Raw genomic sequence first — 15,106 nt, 5'->3', positions numbered from 1 at the left:
GCCGGAATGGGACCGGTCAGAAGACGCCCTTGATGGCGGCGACGATGCGCCCGACGAATCCCGGCGAGTCGTCGCTGGTCTCCGCGGCTGCAGCGTCCTCCGTGGACTGGTCCGTGGTCTCCTCGGCAGCGGTCGTCTCGGCAGTGTGTGTCTCGGCAGCCGTCTCCGCGGTGGACGCGGCGGGCTCGTTCGTCGCTGCGGTCGGGTCGGCGCTCGCCGTCGGCTCGTCCGCCACGGGCGACTCCTCGTCCGCCGTCGCGGACGCTTCCGTCCCCGCAGAGCCGGACGCGGGCTCCTGCGGTGTCTCCGCCTCGACCGAAGTGGGGCCCGCCGGCTCCGGCTCGACCTCCGCGGGTTCGGAGGGTGTCGGTTCGGGCGTCGACTCCGTGGTCGTCGCCTCGGGCGGCTCCGTCTCCGCCTGTGCCGGCTCCGGTTCCGTCGCCGGCTCCGCGTCGCCCGGCTCCGCGTCGCCCGGCTCTGCACTCGTCTCGGGGTCGGCGGCCGGTTCGTCCGCCGTGTCGACCGCACTGCCCGCCGTCGCGGGCTCCTCGGGCTCCGCTCGTGCTGGCTCCGGGTCCGCCATGACGAAGCCGCCGTCGTCGTCCTCGCCCGCATCGAGCGGGTCGCTCTCCGTCGCTGTCGCCCCCGGTTCCGTCGCCGGCTCCGCGGCTGCCGGTTCCGCCTCGGCCGGCTCCGGCGTGTCGGCGTCGGCTGTGCCACCGGGGGCGGGCTCCGTTGTCGCCGGCTCCGGCTCTGTGTCCGCCTCGTCGGCGGTGGGTCCTGGCTCGGTGGCTGGTTCGGGGTCCGCCTCGGCCGGCTCCGCGGCCGTCGGTTCCGTCTCCGTCGCTGCGGGTGACTCGTCGGCGTCCGCCGTCGTGGCCCCGACCAGGTCCTCGACGGTCTTCCCCGTGGACTCGATCTCGACGCCGCTGTCGCCGCCGGCGGTCGCGTCCTCCTCGATGGTCGAGAAGATATCCTCGAGACCGGTCTCGACCGCCACGTCGTCCGCGTCGTCGGTCTCCCCGGTGTCGTCGCCGGTGGAGCCATCGAGGTCGACGTCGCTGAGGTCCGACCCACCGCTGCCGAGCCAGCCCTCGGTGGACTCGTCGACGCCGATGTCGCCGTCGCCGTCGTCGCCCGCGTCGCTCGTCCCGCTCCCGGCGGCGGCCTCGTCGGCCGGCTGCGCGACGGCCTGCCCCGAGGCGAACTCAGCGGGCGTGTGCTCGTGGAGGAGCGGCTCGCCGAAGCACTCGATACCGTCGCCGTAGTGCTGTTCGAGCGCGTCGAGCCGGTCGGCCTCGAGCAGGACGAAGCGCCAGCGCTCGTCGGCCCAGTCCGACAGCATCGCGAAGGTGAGCGGGACGCCGTCGAGCAGGTCCGACTGGATGGCCGCCACGAGCGCGGGGTAGTTGTGCTCGCCGAGGCCGGTGTCCGGGTACTCGAAGGTGGTCGTCCGGACGTTGCCGTTCGGGTCCTCGAGCGCGATGCGGAACGGCTGGGAGGGTTCCGCGCCCGAATCCAGTGGCTCGCCGTTCCCGTCGAGGAAGTGCATGGAGAAGCCGAACGCGCCCATCACCGTGTTCAACTGCTGTGGGACGACGCGGTTCGGGTAGTCACGCGGGGCGTCGATCCCCCGCGGTGCCGTCGCCAGCACGCGATGTGTCTGGTCGTAGAGGTTCCGCGGTGTCGGCTCCCCGTCGAGCGACGCCATCACGATTCGACCGACCGACACGTCGTCTGGAGGGTCGGAGACACCGTACACCTCGCAGATAGCCTCGTCGGAGAGGCCGCACCGCCGGAGTACGGTGACGTGGTGTGAAACGAGATCCTCGGGACTGCCCATGTCCCAAGTCACCAGTCAACCGTTCTTAGGCGTGTCGGCCAACCGACCGGCCAGCACCCCGACAGATAGTTACTGTGAAACTACAGGTTACGTACCTCGGCTGTCCCCAGATTCGTCCCGCTCGTCGTCCACCCTGCCCGGTGCGGCGATGGGCTCCTCGTCCACCTCGCCGCGAGCGACGATGGGCTCGTCCGCGACGTTCCCACTGGCCACGATGGGTGGCTCGTCGAGGGCCGGGCCGGCGGGCTCGGTGGGCGGGGCAGCCAACGCGGGGCGCTCCGCCGGCGCATCGAGCGCGCTCGGGCGGTCCGTCTCGGGGTCGACTTCCACGTGGCCGGGTGCGACGATGGGTTCCTCCAGCACCTCGCCGCTGGCGACGATGGGCTCCTCGTCCACCTCGCCGGGTGCGACGACGGCCGGCTCGTCGAGCGGTGGCCCCGCCGGCTCGGACGGTGCCGCGTCGAGTGCGTGCTGCTCCGTGACGCCGTCGAGCGGCATCGGCTCGTCGTCTTCGGTGGCCTCCCGAGCGATGGCGTCGAGCACGTCGTCGACGCTCCGGTCCGAGACGACGCGCTTCGGCCCGCCGCCCGGTGTCGAGAGCTCGGCACCGGCGTCGCGGTACACCGGCGGCAGGTGGTCGGCCGGATCGAGCGAGCGGTCCGCCGGCTGGTCCGCGTGGAACGTCGCCAGGCCGTCGAGCTCGACGTGCTGGCCGAACTGCTCCCTGACGCCCGCGAGCCGGCGTGCTTCGACGACGACGAACCGCCACCGTCCGTCGTCCGCGAGCCTCACGACGCGGTGGCTTCCGTCGAGCACCGCCCGTTCGACCGCGGCGAGCCGCTCGAACAGGCTCCCCTCCGCGTCCGCGATGGCAGCCGCGGCGTCGCTCCGCCCGAGCTCGCGGAGCACCGTCTGGATCGCCGCCGCCACCGCCGTCCCGTCGGCGGTCCCGGGAAGATCGACACCGCGGTCGGCGGCGGCGAGCGTCGCCACCAGTCGCTCGTGCCGGGCCTGCGGCGAGGAACGCTCGAACAGCGCCACGACGGGTCCGTCGTCGTCCACGCCCCGACGTATCTCGCGCTCGCCCAGCCCGAGTCCCCGGCAGACCGCCACGTACCTGGATGCGTCACTGTTCATGCGATGGTGTCACAGACGAACCTCGGAGAGAAAAAGGTAGTCCCGCCGCCGCCTCAGCTCGAGAGTATCGAGCGGATCTTGCTCGCGATGCCGCCGCTGCCCTCGTCCTCGTCGTCGTCACCGTCGTCGGCCTCAGCCGCTGCATCGGAGTCATCCTCCGCCTCAGCATCGGTGTCGTCCGCCGCGCCCGTGCTCGCATCCGACGCCTCCGTCCCCTCCTCGGTCGGGACGTCGTCGTCGAACGTCGCGGAGAGCGTCGAGCCGTCGTCGAGTTCCGGCGTCTCGCCGTCGTCCGTCTCGGCCCCGGCGGGCTCCGCGGCCGACTCGCCGGCCTCCTCTGCCGCCGCCTGACTCTCGGTACCCCACGCGGGTGCAGCCGAGGACGCGGTGTCGTCGTCCACGTCGAAGGAGAAGCCGTCCTCGTCGAGGTCGCCCTCCGTCGAGCCGGCCGCGGGCGAAGCCGACTCCGTGTCGTCCGTCGCGGCGGGCGGCTCATCCGCGGCCGTCGTCTCATCTGCCACGTCGGGGTCGTCCCGGGTGGTCGCCTCGTCGTCGTCCTCGGTCTGGACCCAGAGGAAGCCGTCCTCCTCCTCGCGCTCGGGGAGCAGGAGCGTGTCGAACAGCTCGTCGTCGGCGGCGATGGCGTCGTCCACCTCGTCGACGTGCTCGACCTCCTCGTCCGCGCTCGCGATGATCTCCTCGGGGGACTCGTCGCTCAGCTCGTCGAACGGGTCCGCCTCGGTCTCATCGTCCTCCGCCTCGACCTCCGCGCTGAGCTGCTGGAACAGCTCGCCGGCGGTCGTGTCCTCTATCTCGTCGCGGCCGTCAGTGCCCTCCGGTGTCGTGCTCTCGTCCGTCGGTTCGTCTTCGCGGCCGCCGTCGCTCGAGGAGGCGAAGAGGTCGTCGATGTCGAGGTTCGCCTCGTCACCACCCATGCGAGACGACCCCGAGTCCATCGTCCTGTTGGTCATCGGGGGATGTGGAAACCTCGGACTCCACACAATTAAATTTTTGCTATGCCCCAGGACCAATTTGCAAAGTTAAATCCGATGCCTGATCCTCCAACGGTTCCCGTACCGGCAGGTGTAAAACCCGCGGAGACTGAAGCGCGAGGTATGCGATTCGGTGTACTCTCGACGGCGAACATCGGACAGAAGGCGGTGATTCCGGGTATCAGGACGGCGGGCCACGAGGTCGTCGCCATCGGCTCGCGCTCGGGCGACCGGGCCGAGGCGGTCGCCGCCGACCTCGACATCGACCGCGCCTACGGCTCGTACGAGGCCCTGCTCGCGGACGGGGACCTCGACGCTGTGTACGTCCCGCTCCCGAACGCCCACCACGACGAGTGGACCCGGAAGGCGGCCGACGCCGGCCTCGACGTGCTCTGCGAGAAGCCGCTCGCGGTCGACGCTGAGGAGGCGCGTGTCCTCGGCGACTACTGCGACGACGCGGGCGTCACCCTGATGGAGGCGTTCATGTACCGCTACCACCCGAAGACCGAGCGTGCCGCCGAGATCGTCGCCGAGGAACTCGAGAACGTCCGTGGGGCGTTCGCCACCTTCCAGTTCCCGCTCCGGGGCCGCCCGGACGACATCAGACTCGACCCCGACCTCGCGGGCGGCTCGCTGATGGACGTCGGCTGCTACGCCGTCAGCGTGCTCCGGACACTCCTCGGCGAACCCGACCGGATCAGCGCCCGGACGCTCGACACCCGCGACTGCGGCGTCGACACCCACCTCGCCGGCACGTTCGAGTACGACGGCGCGACCGCACAGCTCTCCTGCAGCTTCGACACGCAGGCCGAACAGCGCTACCGAGTCGAGGCGGAGAACGGCTGGCTCGAGGTGGACGGCGCGTTCAACCCCGGCGACGCCGGCGAGCCGCAGTCCATCACCTACCAGGTCGACGGCCGGCAGGTCACCGAGACGTTCGACCCGGTCGACCAGTACGCAGCGCAGGTCCGGCACTTCGTCGACTGCGTCGAGCGGGACCGCCGCCCCCGGACCGACGCCGACGAGGCCGTCGCCAACATGGTCGCCATCGACGCCCTGTACGAGAGCGCCGAGGCCGGCGAGCCCGTCGACCTGGCGACCACTCAATAGCCTGCGGTCCCGACTCCCGGGCGATGACCCGCTTCGACGGCGTCGTCCTCGACGTCGATGGGACTGTCCTCCGTGGCGAGCGGCCGGTTCCGGGCGCGCCAGCGGCGATCCGGTCGCTCCGGGACGCCGGGCTCGCCACGCTGTTCGTCACGAACAACCCGACCCGGTCGCCGGCGAGCTACGCCGACAGACTCGTCGCCGCTGGCGTCGACGCGACCGCCGGACAGGTGCTCACGTCGGGCGAGGTGACCGCGGGCTACCTCTCCGAACGGCACGGCGACGCGGCCCTGTTCGTCGTCGGCGAGGACGGCCTCAGGGAGCAGTTGCGAGCGCGGGACCTCCGGCTGACAGACGACCCCGACGCGGCCGACGTGGTCGTCGCCTCGGTGGACCGCGAGTTCCACTACGACGACCTGCGGGACGCGTTCTGGGCGCTCGAAGACCGCGACGTCCCACTCGTCGGCACCGACCCGGACCGGGTCGTGCCCGCCGCCGAGCGCGACGTCCCGGGGTCGGGGGCCATCGTCAACGCGGTGGCGGACGTCGGCGAGCGCGAGCCCGAGGCCGTGCTCGGAAAGCCCCATCCGGCGACCCGCCGTGCCGCCCTCGACCGGCTCGGCGTCCCAGCCGAACGGTGTCTGGTCGTCGGCGACCGCCCCGACACGGACATCGCCTTCGGCGCGGACGCCGGGATGACCACCGTGCTCGTGCTCTCGGGCGTCACCGACCGGGCTGCACTCGCCCGCAGCGACGTGGAGCCGGACCACGTCGTCGACTCGCTGGCGGCCGTGCCGGACCTGCTCTGACCCCCGGTGGGAGACGGTCGCTCGCCCGCCCTCGTGTGACAGTAGTTCGCACATAGCAACTACCAAATAGCTGGCCGGCGAACATCTCGAATTCCAATGACCGGAATCGAGTACGACGACTTCCTCGACCTCGACTACGAACCGACCGCGACGGACCTCGTCTGCGAGTTCAGCATCGCTCCCGCTACCGACATGTCGATGGAGGCGGCCGCCTCGCGGGTCGCCTCCGAGTCCTCCAACGGCACGTGGGCCGCGCTCCACGTCGACGAGGCCGAACTCACCGACCTCTCGGCGGTCGCCTGCGACATCCGCGAGAACGCCGGCCCCGGCGGCAACGTCACCGTCGCCTACCCCGCCGACCTGTTCGAGGACGGCTCGATGGCCCAGATCCTCTCCTGCATCGCCGGCAACATCATGGGCATGAAGGCGGTCGACAGCATCCGGCTTGAGGACTGCAAGTGGCCGGAGACGCTCGTCGACGGCTTCCCCGGGCCGCAGTTCGGGACCGCGGTCGCCCACGAGAAGCTGGACGCCGGCGACCGACCCGTCCTCGCGACGGTTCCGAAGCCCAAGGTCGGACTCTCGACGGACGCCCACGTCGACATCGCCGAGCAGGCCTGGCGCGGCGGCGTCGACCTCCTGAAGGACGACGAGAACCTCACCGACCAGTACTTCAACCCGTTCGAGGACCGCGTCGAGCGCTCGCTCTCGGTCGCCCGCGAGCTCACCGAGGAGACCGGCGAGCGGAAGGACTACCTCGTCAACATCACCGCCGAGACCGACGAGATGGTCCGCCGCGCCGAGTTCGTCGCCGACCAGGGCGGCGGCTTCATCATGGTCGACGTCGTCACCGCGGGCTGGTCGGCCGTCCAGACCGTCCGCGAGGTCGCCGCAAAGCACGACCTCGCCATCCACGCCCACCGCGCGATGCACGCCGCCTTCGACCGGATGGACCACCACGGCGTCTCGATGCGCACCCTCGCACAGGTCGCCCGGCTCTGCGGCGTCGACCACATCCACACCGGCACCGCCGGCCTCGGCAAACTCGAGAACGAGGACACGCCGGGCATCAACGCCTGGCTGAAGTCCGACCTCTACGGGATGACCGACGTGCTGCCCGTCGCCTCCGGCGGCCTGCACCCCGGTGTCGTCGACGCGCTCATCGACGCGCTGGGCACCGACATCGCCATCCAGGCCGGCGGCGGCATCCACGGCCACCCCGACGGCACCGAGGCCGGTGCCCGCGCGCTCCGGCAGTCCGTCGAGGCGTCGATGCAGGGGGTCTCGCTCTCGGAGTACGCCGCCGACGGCAACCCCGAGCTCGCGACGGCGCTCGACAAGTGGGGCGCGGAGACCCCGCGGTGAGGTCGTGGCAGGTCGTCAGCTCGTGAGCCGGGCGAACAGGAACAGCTTCTCCGCGTCGTCGGAATCCGCGTCGACGAGCCTGGTCTCCCGCTCGTCGTCGCCCAGACCGTCGACGACCCCGACGGTCTCGTACACCTCGAAGCCCGCGGCCTCGAGGAGTTCGGTGCTCCGTTCGAGACCGAGGATGTCCCACTCCATCGGTGCGCCACCCGCCAGCCAATCGTCGTTCCGGCCGGCCCAGTCCTCCGTCCCGGTGGTGACGAGCGCGACACCGCCCGGGCGCAGTACCCGCGCGAACTCCTCGTACACGTCGGGGGTCTCCGCGGCAGGCACGTGGATGATGGAGTAGAACGCCGTGACGGCCGCGACGGTGTCGTCCGCGAACGGGAGCGCGGTCATGTCGCCCTGGACGACCGTCCCCGGTGGGACCGCGTTCGCGCGGGTCGCCTGCTCGCGAGAGACGTCGAGCCCGACGACCGGCCGGTCGTCGACCAGGGTGGCGAGGACGCTCTCGCCGTCGCCACAGCCCGCGTCGAACACACGGCCTGGCGGGGCGTCGGCCCGGAGTCGGTCCAGCAGCACGTCGTTCTCGTTCGACCCGCGCTCGGCGGCGTAGGTGTCGGCGAGTTCGTCGTAGCCGCGGCGGACGAGGTCCCGCTGGGCGAGGTCCTCGTCGACGGCCGGGTCGTCTGCGTTCACGTTCGTTCGAACGCGTGAGCCCCTGAAGGGCGTTTCCCAGCCCTGTCACACGTTCTCGTGTGGGGTCGACGCACGTCCGAGGTAGCTTCTTCTCCGCCGCCCCCAACGTGCCGGTATGCGAATCGAGACGGACCCACTGACCTGCGAGAACTGCGGCGACCTCGACCACCGCGACGTGCAGACGGTCGACGGCGTCCCGAAGCTCGACCCGGAGAGCTACGCCATCGAGGGGGAGGGCACCGACGTGTACGTCTGTGGCGGCTGTGGCTCGGTCATCGGCGTACGCTGACCAGTGGACCGGCGACCCCCGCCGCGAGGAGTGCGACCGTCACGGGCCCACCGAGCCCGTCGGTGACGGTGCGCTCCCACACGACGTCGAACCCGGTGTCGCCGAGCCGCGAGAGTCCACTCGTACCCCGGCGCACTCCAGTACATCCGGCCGCCGTCGCGGAGCCACGGCTGTTCGGTGTAGCGTCGAAAGAAGTGTCGCAGAATCAACTGCGGTAGTTTACGAAATTACGAGCGGACGACGTTCTTGGCCCGGGGGCCCTTCGGCGCGTCTTCGATGTCGAATTCGATCTCCTGTCCCTCCTCGAGGTCCGGTCCGCCAACGTCCTCCATGTGGAAGAAAACGTCCTCGTCCGCGTCCTCAGTCTCGATGAAACCGTAGCCGCCTGTGTCGTTGAAGAAGTCAACCTTGCCGTTTGCCATTGCGAATAGAGAGAGTCCGGGTAGACGTATAAGGGTTCCGTGTTGTCTGCGCCGTGACAACGTGGTATCGTGGTCGAAACGTGCGAAATCGTGATTTTCGGGGAGTCCCGTGGATCTCTCGACGACGTGAGAAGTGCCCGCTGGTCCGCTGTCGCCGGTTCAGGTCGTCTCAGTCGTCGGCCGGTGCGGCGTCGATCAGGGACTGGGGGTCGACCGTGCCGTACCGGACGACCGAGTCGAAGTGCTCCAGGGCGAATCGGTCGCCGGCCGCGATACCGCGGTCGCCGCCCGACTCGCGGAGGTGACGGTCGACGAAGCGTTCGGCGACGAGCGCGGTGCGGGCGTCGTCCGCGTCGTCGATCTCGGTCTGGGCCTCCCGACAGAGGAGCGCGGCGGTGTAGACGTCGAAGACGAGGTCCGCCAGCTCCTTCGCCTGGAGCTGTGCGTACTCGCCGTCCTCGGTCGCGAGTGCGGCCATCGCAGCGCCGAGGTCCGCGTTGGCCGCCTCGACGGCGGTCTTGGCCTCCGCGAGCGCGGGGTGCTCGACGGCGTCGAGGTTCGCCTGTATCTCGGCGAGCAGCGGCTCGTGGGCGTCCTCGCTCTCGAGTGCCCGGAGCAGGTCCAGCGAGAGGATGTTGGACGTGCCCTCCCAGATGGGGAGGACCTGTGCGTCCCGGAGCATCCGGTGGGTGACGAAGTCGTTCACGTAGCCGTTCCCGCCGAGGATCTCCATCGCGTAGGAGGCGGTGTCGACCGCCATCCGGGCGGTGCGGTACTTCGCGACCGGGACCAGCGCGCGCATCAGCCGGTACGCCTCGTCGTCGCCGGCCTCGCGTTCCGCGAGGACGCGGCCCGCGTCGAACGTGTACGCCGTCGCGGCCTCGTGGTCGACGGCCATGTCGACGAGGTCCCGTTTCATCAACGGGTACTCCTGGATGGGCGAGCCGAACGCCTCGCGGTTCGCCGCCTGCACCTTCGCCTCCAGCAGACAGCGGCCCATGATCGCGATGGAGGCCGTCGCGTTCGAGAGCCGTTCGAGGTTCAGCATGTCGGTCATGTACGCAAAGCCGCGCTCCTCCTCGCCGACGAGGTAGCCCGTCGCACCCCGTAGCTCGACCTCGCCGGTCGGCACGGAGATGGTGCCCAGCTTGTCCTTCAGCCGTCGGTAGAGCTGGTCGTTCAGCTCGTCGGTCTCGTAGGCGTCACCCCTCGTGTGGGGGACCAGAAAGAGCGAGAGCCCCTTCGTGCCGTCCGGTGCGTCGGGCGTCCGGGCGAGCGCGAGTGTCCCCTCGGCGTCGATGTTCGAACAGAACCACTTCTCGCCGGTCAGTTCGTACTCCCGTCCCTCGACGTGCTCGGCGACTGTCTCGTTCGCGCCCACGTCGCTGCCGCCCTGCTCCTCGGTGAGGAACATCGCGCCCTCGACGTTCTCCTCGCCGTCGCGGGCGACGAGGCGCTCGTAGTACGACTCCAGCAGCTCGCCCTCACCGTACTTGTCCAGCACGAGCGCGACGCCGCCGGTCATCGAGACGGGGCAGGTGAAGCCCGGGTCGGCGTACGAGAGCAGGTACTCCATCGCGAGGTGGTGTGTCAGCGGCATCGGCTCGTCGCGGCCCGGCGGGCCCTCGAACGCGTCGGCGACGATACCCGCGCCGTAGGCGATGCGCTCGTTCTCGTACTGCTTCGGGTGGTACTCGACCTCGTTCTGCACGTCCCCGTGGGCGTCGTAGGTGTGGAGCTCCGGCCCGTGGTCGTCGACGGTGTCGGCGTTGTCCGCGACGGTGTGGCCCACCACCTCCCCGAACTCGCGGAGGTGTGGCTCCGCCCAGTCGTGCTCGTCGTCGTCGAACACGCGGGCGACCTCCCGCCTGAGGGTGTGGTCGAGTTCGAAGTAGTTCACGTGTCGACCGGCCTCGAGCCGACCGTAGTCGATGGGGTCCATGCCCCTAGTTCCCACGGCGGAGGGCAAAAAACCGGGCAGAATAAACGACGGGAAACCCGACCGGAGTTCGACTCAGCCGATCCGGCCGCCGACGACCGCCGCGACGACCGTGACGAGGACGCCGAGGGCGAGCAGGCCGGTGTTCGCGACCGTGCTGTCGGCGCGGGTCACGGAGAGCGAGTAGTTCCGCGGGGAGACCGGCCAGAACGGCGCGATGCCGGCCGGCGTGAGTACGTCGCCGACGAGGTGGGCGACGATCCCGTAGGTGCCGACGACGGCACCCACCACGCCGGCGACCCGCGGGTCGAGGCCGAGCTCGGGAGCCGTCACGTAGCCCGCACCACCGAGGACGGCACCGACGAGCAGGGCGAACACGAGCGTGTGTGTCGGCCCGCGGTGTTCGACGAACGGGACCCGGAGGTCCACGTCCGGAAGCCGGGCGAGCGAGAGCATCGCCGCCCCGCCGAGCAGCGCGACCGCCGGGTAGCCCGCGAGCAACAGCGCGAACCCGACGGGTGCGTACAGCAGCAACGAGACGCCGTAGTGTCCGGACCGGTACATCTGTCACCTGCTTCGGCGGCGGGCCATTCCAACGTTTCGTTGCGTGCTCGCGTCTCCCGGGCGGAATCTAGAAGCTCCATCCCACCGTAGCAGGGTCATGTTCGAAGGTTTTACCGACTTTCTGTCCGGTTTCCCGCTGGCGGAGCGGACGGCGCTCGTCCTGAGCATCTCGCTCGTCTCGGCGGTACTGCTGGAGGTGGTCGTGCTCCGGCTGGCCCGGCGGTTCGTCAGGGGGACCGACAGCGAGCTGGACAACATCGTCGTCGAGGAGCTGCGGCTCCCGATGGTCGTGACGGCGGCACTCGTCGGTGTCTGGGTGCTGACCCAGCCGGACCTCGGCGCGGCCGACGTCATCTACCAGGACCAGCTCACGAACTTCTTCGGCCGGCCCTCGGCGTCGCTCATCGTCGTCGTCTGGGCACGGGCGCTGAACAACATCGTGAACCGCATCGTCGAGAACGTCCAGCAGTCCGGACGGTTCGACTTCGCGCCCGTCTTCTCGAACGTCTGGACGCTCGTCGTGCTCGTCGGCGCGGCGTTCTTCCTGCTCACCATCTGGAACATCGAGATAACCCCGCTGCTGGGCGCGGCCGGCGTCGCCGGCATCGCCATCGGCTTCGCCGCGAAGGACACCGTCGCGAACTTCTTCGGCGGCCTCGCGCTCTACTTCGACGACACGTACAAGATCGGCGACTACGTCGTGCTCGACACCGGCGACGCCGGCACCGTCGTCCGCGTCGGCATCCGGTCGACCACGCTGCTCACCCGCGACGAGGTGATGGTGACGGTGCCGAACTCCGTACTGAACTCGGCGCGCATCATCAACGAGTCCGCGCCACAGCGCCGGAAGCGCATCCGCATCCCGCTCAGCGTCGGCTACGGCACGGACCTCGACGTGTTCGAGGACCTGGTCGTCGGGGTGACCGAGGACGAGTCGCTCGTGAAGGACTCCCCGAAGCCCCGGATGCGCTTCCGGCAGTTCGGAGACAGCGGACTGGAGTACGAGCTGCTCTGCTGGGTGTCGAGCCCGAGCCGCGAGCAGAAGGCCCGCCACCGGCTCAACCGGACCATCTACCGGCGGCTGCTGGACGAGGGGATCGAGATGCCGTTCCCGAAGCGCGACGTGACGCTCTCGTTCGCCGACGCGGACCGCAGCGTCATCGCCGACGCGGACGGCCTCGCGGCCGCCGAATCCGGCGGCGACTGAACAACCAGGAAGGGACAGCGTAGAAGTAGGTCCGGGCCGTCGTCTCCGACATGGCGAGCATCGTCGGCGTCCTCTACGACACGTTCGGCGCGTTCCTCATCCCGGCGACCGTCTTCGCGGTCGGTATCCTGTTCTACGGCGTGCTCGTCTGGCTGAACCGGGTCGAGCTCTGATCACTCCTCGACGATGATCTCGCCGACCATGCCCTGCTGGCGGTGGGGTGCACAGTCGTACTCGTAGGTGCCAGGGGTCTCGAACGTGTAGCTGTAGACGTAGCCCGTGTTGAAGGTGTTTGTCTCGCCACCTTCGGTCCCCTCCCAGCTGGCACCGTCGGGCTGGCTCTGGACGACGATGTTGTGGGTGTCGCTCTCCCACTCCCAGGTGACCTCCGTCCCGGGGGAGACGGTGAGGCTGTCCGGTTCGAAGACGAAGCGGTTGTCGGGACCGACGATGACCGTGTTCTCGGGGATGTCGTCGTCTCCGTCGCCGCCACCGCCCATGCAGCCAGCGAAGGAGACAGTGAGGGCCGATGCACCGACACCGAGCAGTTTCCGTCGGGACAGTCCGGTAGCGTCCATACCGTTCGATGGTTGCAACGTCACGACGAAAAAGGCTGGTATCCGTCGCTGGCGTTTCCGCCACCCACAACCTGAACCTTCATGCCCGGTCCCGCTGAAGCGCGGCCCATGTCAGACGGTCGGCCACGCCCCTTCCGGTTCGACGCGGAGGTCTCCCCCGGCGAGAAACGCCACTTCAAACACGAGGTCGGCGAGACGTACCTCGGCGACCCGGTCGAGATACCCGTCACCATCGTCAACGGCACCCACGACGGTCCGCGGGTGTTCTTCTCCGCAGCCATCCACGGTGACGAGCTCAACGGGGTGAAGGTCGTCCAGGAGATCGCGGACCGCTACGACCCCAGTGACGTCCACGGGACGCTGGTCTGTCTGCACGTGCTCAACGTCCCCGGGTTCCTCGCCCAGCAGCGCTACATCCCCATCTACGACCAGGACCTCAACCGGTCGTTCCCGGGGAGGAGCCACTCGAACACGGCCGAACGGATGGCGAGCGCCATCTACCGGACGTTCGTCTCGCAGTGCGACCTCGGCGTCGACTTCCACACCTCCACCCGCAACCGGACGACGATGTACCACGTCCGCGCCGACATGGGGAACGAGTCGGTCTCGCGGCTCGCCCACGCCTTCGGCGCGAACGTCGTCCTCTCCGGCGAGTCCGAGTCCGGGATGCTCCGCTCCGTCGCGACCGCGGACGGAACCCCGACCATCACCGTCGAGATGGGGAAGGCCCACCGGTTCCAGCGCCCGCTCATCGACCGCGCGCTGGAGGGCGTCGAGAGCGTCCTCGCGGAGTACGGCGTCCGGCCCGACCAGCCCGTCACCTGGCCGGGGTGGCGGAAGGTCATCGACTCCGCGAAGGAGAAGACGTGGCTCCGGGCGGACTCCGGCGGCCTCGTCGACATGGAGTGGGGACCGTACCCGCTCGTCCACGAGGGCGACACCATCTGCACCGTGTCTGACCACTTCCAGACCGAGGAGCGCGTCGTCACCGCGCCGTTCACCGGCCTCATCGTCGGTATCCTCGAGAACCCGCTCGCCCAGCCGGGCCACCCGCTCTGCCACCTCGTGCGTATCGACGAGGAGACGAGGCGTGCCGTCGAGAACGAGATCGAGCAGGGCGACGCCGGCGGCTACCGGGCGGACGGGCTGCGGTGGGCGGGGAACGGCGAGGCCGAATGAGCGCTATCGAACTCGGCCTCGTAGTCGAGCGGGGAGCGCAGCGACCTGCAGCGCGTTCTGGTACTGGACCATCGGACCCCCGGCGCAGCCGCTCGTCACCGAGAGGGAACGCGCCGTTTCAGAGCGGTTCCGCGTCGTAGCCGGCCATCTCCACCTTCTCGAGGATGTCGTCGACGGCGGCGTCGCCCTCGACCGTCGCCGTGGACTCGTCGACGTCCGTCTCGACTGCGTCGACGCCGTCGGCCATCCGGATCGCCTTTTCGACGACTGCTGCGTGTGTCTCGTAGGTCATCCCGTTGACGCGGATGCGCGTCGCCATAGCACCTCGTGCGTAACCCGGGCATAGAACAGTTTTGGTCGACCCCCCGCCTTCCCATCGGGAGGGTTGGTTGCGCGAACGGACCGCCCGGTTACTGGCGAACGGTCTGTTCGAGTCCGCCCTCGGTGCCCGCGTCGCGGTCCTTGACCTTCGGTCGCCACTCCGACTGCACGAGCAGGCTCACGTCGAACCGCTCGACGAGGTCGAGGTCGACCCCGCCCGCGAGCAGTTGGCGAACGTCGCCCTCCGGGACGTTCGCGTTGAGGAACACACGCGAGTCGGCGGTGAGGAACGCGTGCTCGACGTCCTCGAGTGCGGCGAAGCGCTCGAGGACGCCGTCGTCGACGGTCGGCGAGAGCTCGGCCTCGACGAGGACGGAGACGCCGTCGTTGAGCTTCGAGCTGTCCAGGTCGATGGTGAACCGGCGGATGACGCCCATCTCGCGCAGGCGGTCGATTCTGTCGGAGACCGTCGGCGGGGACACGTCGACGATCTCCGCGATGTCGCTGTACGTCCTGCTCGCGTCCTCGAGGAGCAGGCGGAGGATCTCCAGGTCGGTGTCGTCCAGCTGGCGCATGTCAGACTGTGGTCCATTATGCACCATACACTTTTCGACATAGTTTGAGATTTTCCCGTTGGTAAATTTAACCGAGTTCG

At 69.5% G+C, this 15,106-nt stretch carries 17 protein-coding genes; 7 read left to right on the top strand and 10 right to left on the bottom strand.

Features of this window, described 5'->3' with window-relative positions; all coding sequences use genetic code 11:
* Positions 1–16: 16 nt before the first annotated feature.
* From NO345_RS14675 to NO345_RS14665, 3 genes are all read right to left on the bottom strand, one after another.
* On the bottom strand, positions 17–1,843 hold the full coding sequence (locus NO345_RS14675; RefSeq protein WP_256300386.1) for a hypothetical protein: 1,827 nt from the start codon (positions 1,841–1,843) through the stop codon (positions 17–19).
* An 87-nt stretch (positions 1,844–1,930) separates the two neighbouring features.
* Positions 1,931–2,980, bottom strand: a complete 1,050-nt coding sequence (locus NO345_RS14670; protein WP_256300384.1) for a hypothetical protein — start codon at positions 2,978–2,980, stop codon at positions 1,931–1,933.
* Between the two features lie 53 nt (positions 2,981–3,033).
* Complete coding sequence (locus NO345_RS14665; RefSeq protein ID WP_256300382.1) at positions 3,034–3,951, bottom strand: hypothetical protein; 918 nt, start codon at positions 3,949–3,951, stop codon at positions 3,034–3,036.
* A gap of 144 nt (positions 3,952–4,095) precedes the next feature.
* Between NO345_RS14665 and NO345_RS14660 the strand changes: the two genes are divergently transcribed.
* The 3 genes from NO345_RS14660 (at position 4,096) to rbcL (ending at position 7,253) form a co-directional block, all read left to right on the top strand.
* On the top strand, positions 4,096–5,082 hold the full coding sequence (locus tag NO345_RS14660; RefSeq protein ID WP_256300380.1) for a Gfo/Idh/MocA family protein: 987 nt from the start codon (positions 4,096–4,098) through the stop codon (positions 5,080–5,082).
* Positions 5,083–5,105: 23 nt separating this feature from the next.
* Positions 5,106–5,888, top strand: coding sequence for an HAD-IIA family hydrolase (locus NO345_RS14655; protein WP_256300378.1), 783 nt, complete (start codon positions 5,106–5,108; stop codon positions 5,886–5,888).
* Between the two features lie 96 nt (positions 5,889–5,984).
* On the top strand, positions 5,985–7,253 hold the full coding sequence (rbcL, locus tag NO345_RS14650; RefSeq protein WP_256300376.1) for a type III ribulose-bisphosphate carboxylase: 1,269 nt from the start codon (positions 5,985–5,987) through the stop codon (positions 7,251–7,253).
* 15 nt (positions 7,254–7,268) lie between these two features.
* Here the strand turns inward: rbcL and NO345_RS14645 are convergent, their stop codons facing one another.
* Positions 7,269–7,952, bottom strand: coding sequence for a class I SAM-dependent methyltransferase (locus NO345_RS14645; RefSeq protein WP_256300375.1), 684 nt, complete (start codon positions 7,950–7,952; stop codon positions 7,269–7,271).
* Between the two features lie 115 nt (positions 7,953–8,067).
* Here NO345_RS14645 and NO345_RS14640 point away from each other — a divergent pair, with 115 nt between their 5' ends.
* Positions 8,068–8,241, top strand: coding sequence for a hypothetical protein (locus NO345_RS14640; RefSeq protein ID WP_256300373.1), 174 nt, complete (start codon positions 8,068–8,070; stop codon positions 8,239–8,241).
* A gap of 227 nt (positions 8,242–8,468) precedes the next feature.
* On the opposite strand, the gene NO345_RS14635 is transcribed toward NO345_RS14640, so the two are convergent.
* The 3 genes from NO345_RS14635 to NO345_RS14625 all read right to left on the bottom strand — a co-directional run bounded on the left by NO345_RS14635 (position 8,469) and on the right by NO345_RS14625 (position 11,166).
* A complete protein-coding gene (locus NO345_RS14635) occupies positions 8,469–8,663 on the bottom strand; it encodes a cold-shock protein (protein ID WP_089731634.1) in 195 nt (64 codons plus the stop codon).
* A gap of 169 nt (positions 8,664–8,832) precedes the next feature.
* Positions 8,833–10,605, bottom strand: coding sequence for an acyl-CoA dehydrogenase family protein (locus NO345_RS14630; RefSeq protein WP_256300369.1), 1,773 nt, complete (start codon positions 10,603–10,605; stop codon positions 8,833–8,835).
* A gap of 72 nt (positions 10,606–10,677) precedes the next feature.
* Positions 10,678–11,166 (bottom strand): metal-dependent hydrolase, encoded by a 489-nt coding sequence (locus NO345_RS14625; protein WP_256300368.1) that lies wholly within the window; start codon positions 11,164–11,166, stop codon positions 10,678–10,680.
* Between the two features lie 97 nt (positions 11,167–11,263).
* On the opposite strand from NO345_RS14625, the gene NO345_RS14620 reads away from it, so the two are divergent.
* Together NO345_RS14620 and NO345_RS14615 are read left to right on the top strand one after the other, a co-directional pair.
* Entirely contained in the window at positions 11,264–12,373 is a 1,110-nt protein-coding gene (locus tag NO345_RS14620) for a mechanosensitive ion channel family protein (protein ID WP_256300366.1), read from the top strand.
* 50 nt (positions 12,374–12,423) lie between these two features.
* Complete coding sequence (locus NO345_RS14615; RefSeq protein WP_256300364.1) at positions 12,424–12,546, top strand: hypothetical protein; 123 nt, start codon at positions 12,424–12,426, stop codon at positions 12,544–12,546.
* Here the strand turns inward: NO345_RS14615 and NO345_RS14610 are convergent, their stop codons facing one another.
* Positions 12,547–12,951: a plastocyanin/azurin family copper-binding protein gene (locus NO345_RS14610; protein WP_256300362.1), complete on the bottom strand. Its 405-nt coding sequence runs from the start codon at positions 12,949–12,951 to the stop codon at positions 12,547–12,549. It abuts the gene before it with no gap.
* A gap of 108 nt (positions 12,952–13,059) precedes the next feature.
* On the opposite strand from NO345_RS14610, the gene NO345_RS14605 reads away from it, so the two are divergent.
* The gene (locus tag NO345_RS14605) at positions 13,060–14,130 is read left to right on the top strand and encodes a succinylglutamate desuccinylase/aspartoacylase family protein (RefSeq protein ID WP_256300360.1); all 1,071 of its coding nucleotides are present in this window, start codon (positions 13,060–13,062) and stop codon (positions 14,128–14,130) included.
* A gap of 118 nt (positions 14,131–14,248) precedes the next feature.
* Here the strand turns inward: NO345_RS14605 and NO345_RS14600 are convergent, their stop codons facing one another.
* Both NO345_RS14600 and NO345_RS14595 read right to left on the bottom strand, forming a co-directional pair.
* Positions 14,249–14,449, bottom strand: coding sequence for a heavy-metal-associated domain-containing protein (locus NO345_RS14600; RefSeq protein ID WP_256300358.1), 201 nt, complete (start codon positions 14,447–14,449; stop codon positions 14,249–14,251).
* Between the two features lie 91 nt (positions 14,450–14,540).
* Complete coding sequence (locus NO345_RS14595) at positions 14,541–15,026, bottom strand: Lrp/AsnC family transcriptional regulator (RefSeq protein WP_256300356.1); 486 nt, start codon at positions 15,024–15,026, stop codon at positions 14,541–14,543.
* Between the last annotated feature and the right edge of the window lie 80 nt (positions 15,027–15,106).

This window comes from Haloarchaeobius salinus (genome assembly GCF_024464185.1).
Lineage (GTDB): Archaea > Halobacteriota > Halobacteria > Halobacteriales > Natrialbaceae > Haloarchaeobius > Haloarchaeobius salinus.
Note: the sequence above shows the minus strand (reverse complement) of the source record. Positions and strands in the feature narration are given on the sequence as shown.

Bases quoted from the DNA above. Each gene is read 5' to 3' on its own strand.
- rbcL (WP_256300376.1), top strand. From the start codon at position 5,985: ATGACCGGAATCGAGTACGACGACTTCCTCGACCTCGACTACGAACCG.
- NO345_RS14630 (WP_256300369.1), bottom strand. From the start codon at position 10,605: ATGGACCCCATCGACTACGGTCGGCTCGAGGCCGGTCGACACGTGAAC.
- NO345_RS14670 (WP_256300384.1), bottom strand. From the start codon at position 2,980: ATGAACAGTGACGCATCCAGGTACGTGGCGGTCTGCCGGGGACTCGGG.
- NO345_RS14625 (WP_256300368.1), bottom strand. From the start codon at position 11,166: ATGTACCGGTCCGGACACTACGGCGTCTCGTTGCTGCTGTACGCACCC.
- NO345_RS14660 (WP_256300380.1), top strand. From the start codon at position 4,096: ATGCGATTCGGTGTACTCTCGACGGCGAACATCGGACAGAAGGCGGTG.
- NO345_RS14675 (WP_256300386.1), bottom strand. From the start codon at position 1,843: ATGGGCAGTCCCGAGGATCTCGTTTCACACCACGTCACCGTACTCCGG.
- NO345_RS14640 (WP_256300373.1), top strand. From the start codon at position 8,068: ATGCGAATCGAGACGGACCCACTGACCTGCGAGAACTGCGGCGACCTC.
- NO345_RS14600 (WP_256300358.1), bottom strand. From the start codon at position 14,449: ATGGCGACGCGCATCCGCGTCAACGGGATGACCTACGAGACACACGCA.
- NO345_RS14665 (WP_256300382.1), bottom strand. From the start codon at position 3,951: ATGACCAACAGGACGATGGACTCGGGGTCGTCTCGCATGGGTGGTGAC.
- NO345_RS14605 (WP_256300360.1), top strand. From the start codon at position 13,060: ATGTCAGACGGTCGGCCACGCCCCTTCCGGTTCGACGCGGAGGTCTCC.
- NO345_RS14655 (WP_256300378.1), top strand. From the start codon at position 5,106: ATGACCCGCTTCGACGGCGTCGTCCTCGACGTCGATGGGACTGTCCTC.
- NO345_RS14615 (WP_256300364.1), top strand. From the start codon at position 12,424: ATGGCGAGCATCGTCGGCGTCCTCTACGACACGTTCGGCGCGTTCCTC.
- NO345_RS14635 (WP_089731634.1), bottom strand. From the start codon at position 8,663: ATGGCAAACGGCAAGGTTGACTTCTTCAACGACACAGGCGGCTACGGT.
- NO345_RS14595 (WP_256300356.1), bottom strand. From the start codon at position 15,026: ATGCGCCAGCTGGACGACACCGACCTGGAGATCCTCCGCCTGCTCCTC.
- NO345_RS14610 (WP_256300362.1), bottom strand. From the start codon at position 12,951: ATGGACGCTACCGGACTGTCCCGACGGAAACTGCTCGGTGTCGGTGCA.
- NO345_RS14620 (WP_256300366.1), top strand. From the start codon at position 11,264: ATGTTCGAAGGTTTTACCGACTTTCTGTCCGGTTTCCCGCTGGCGGAG.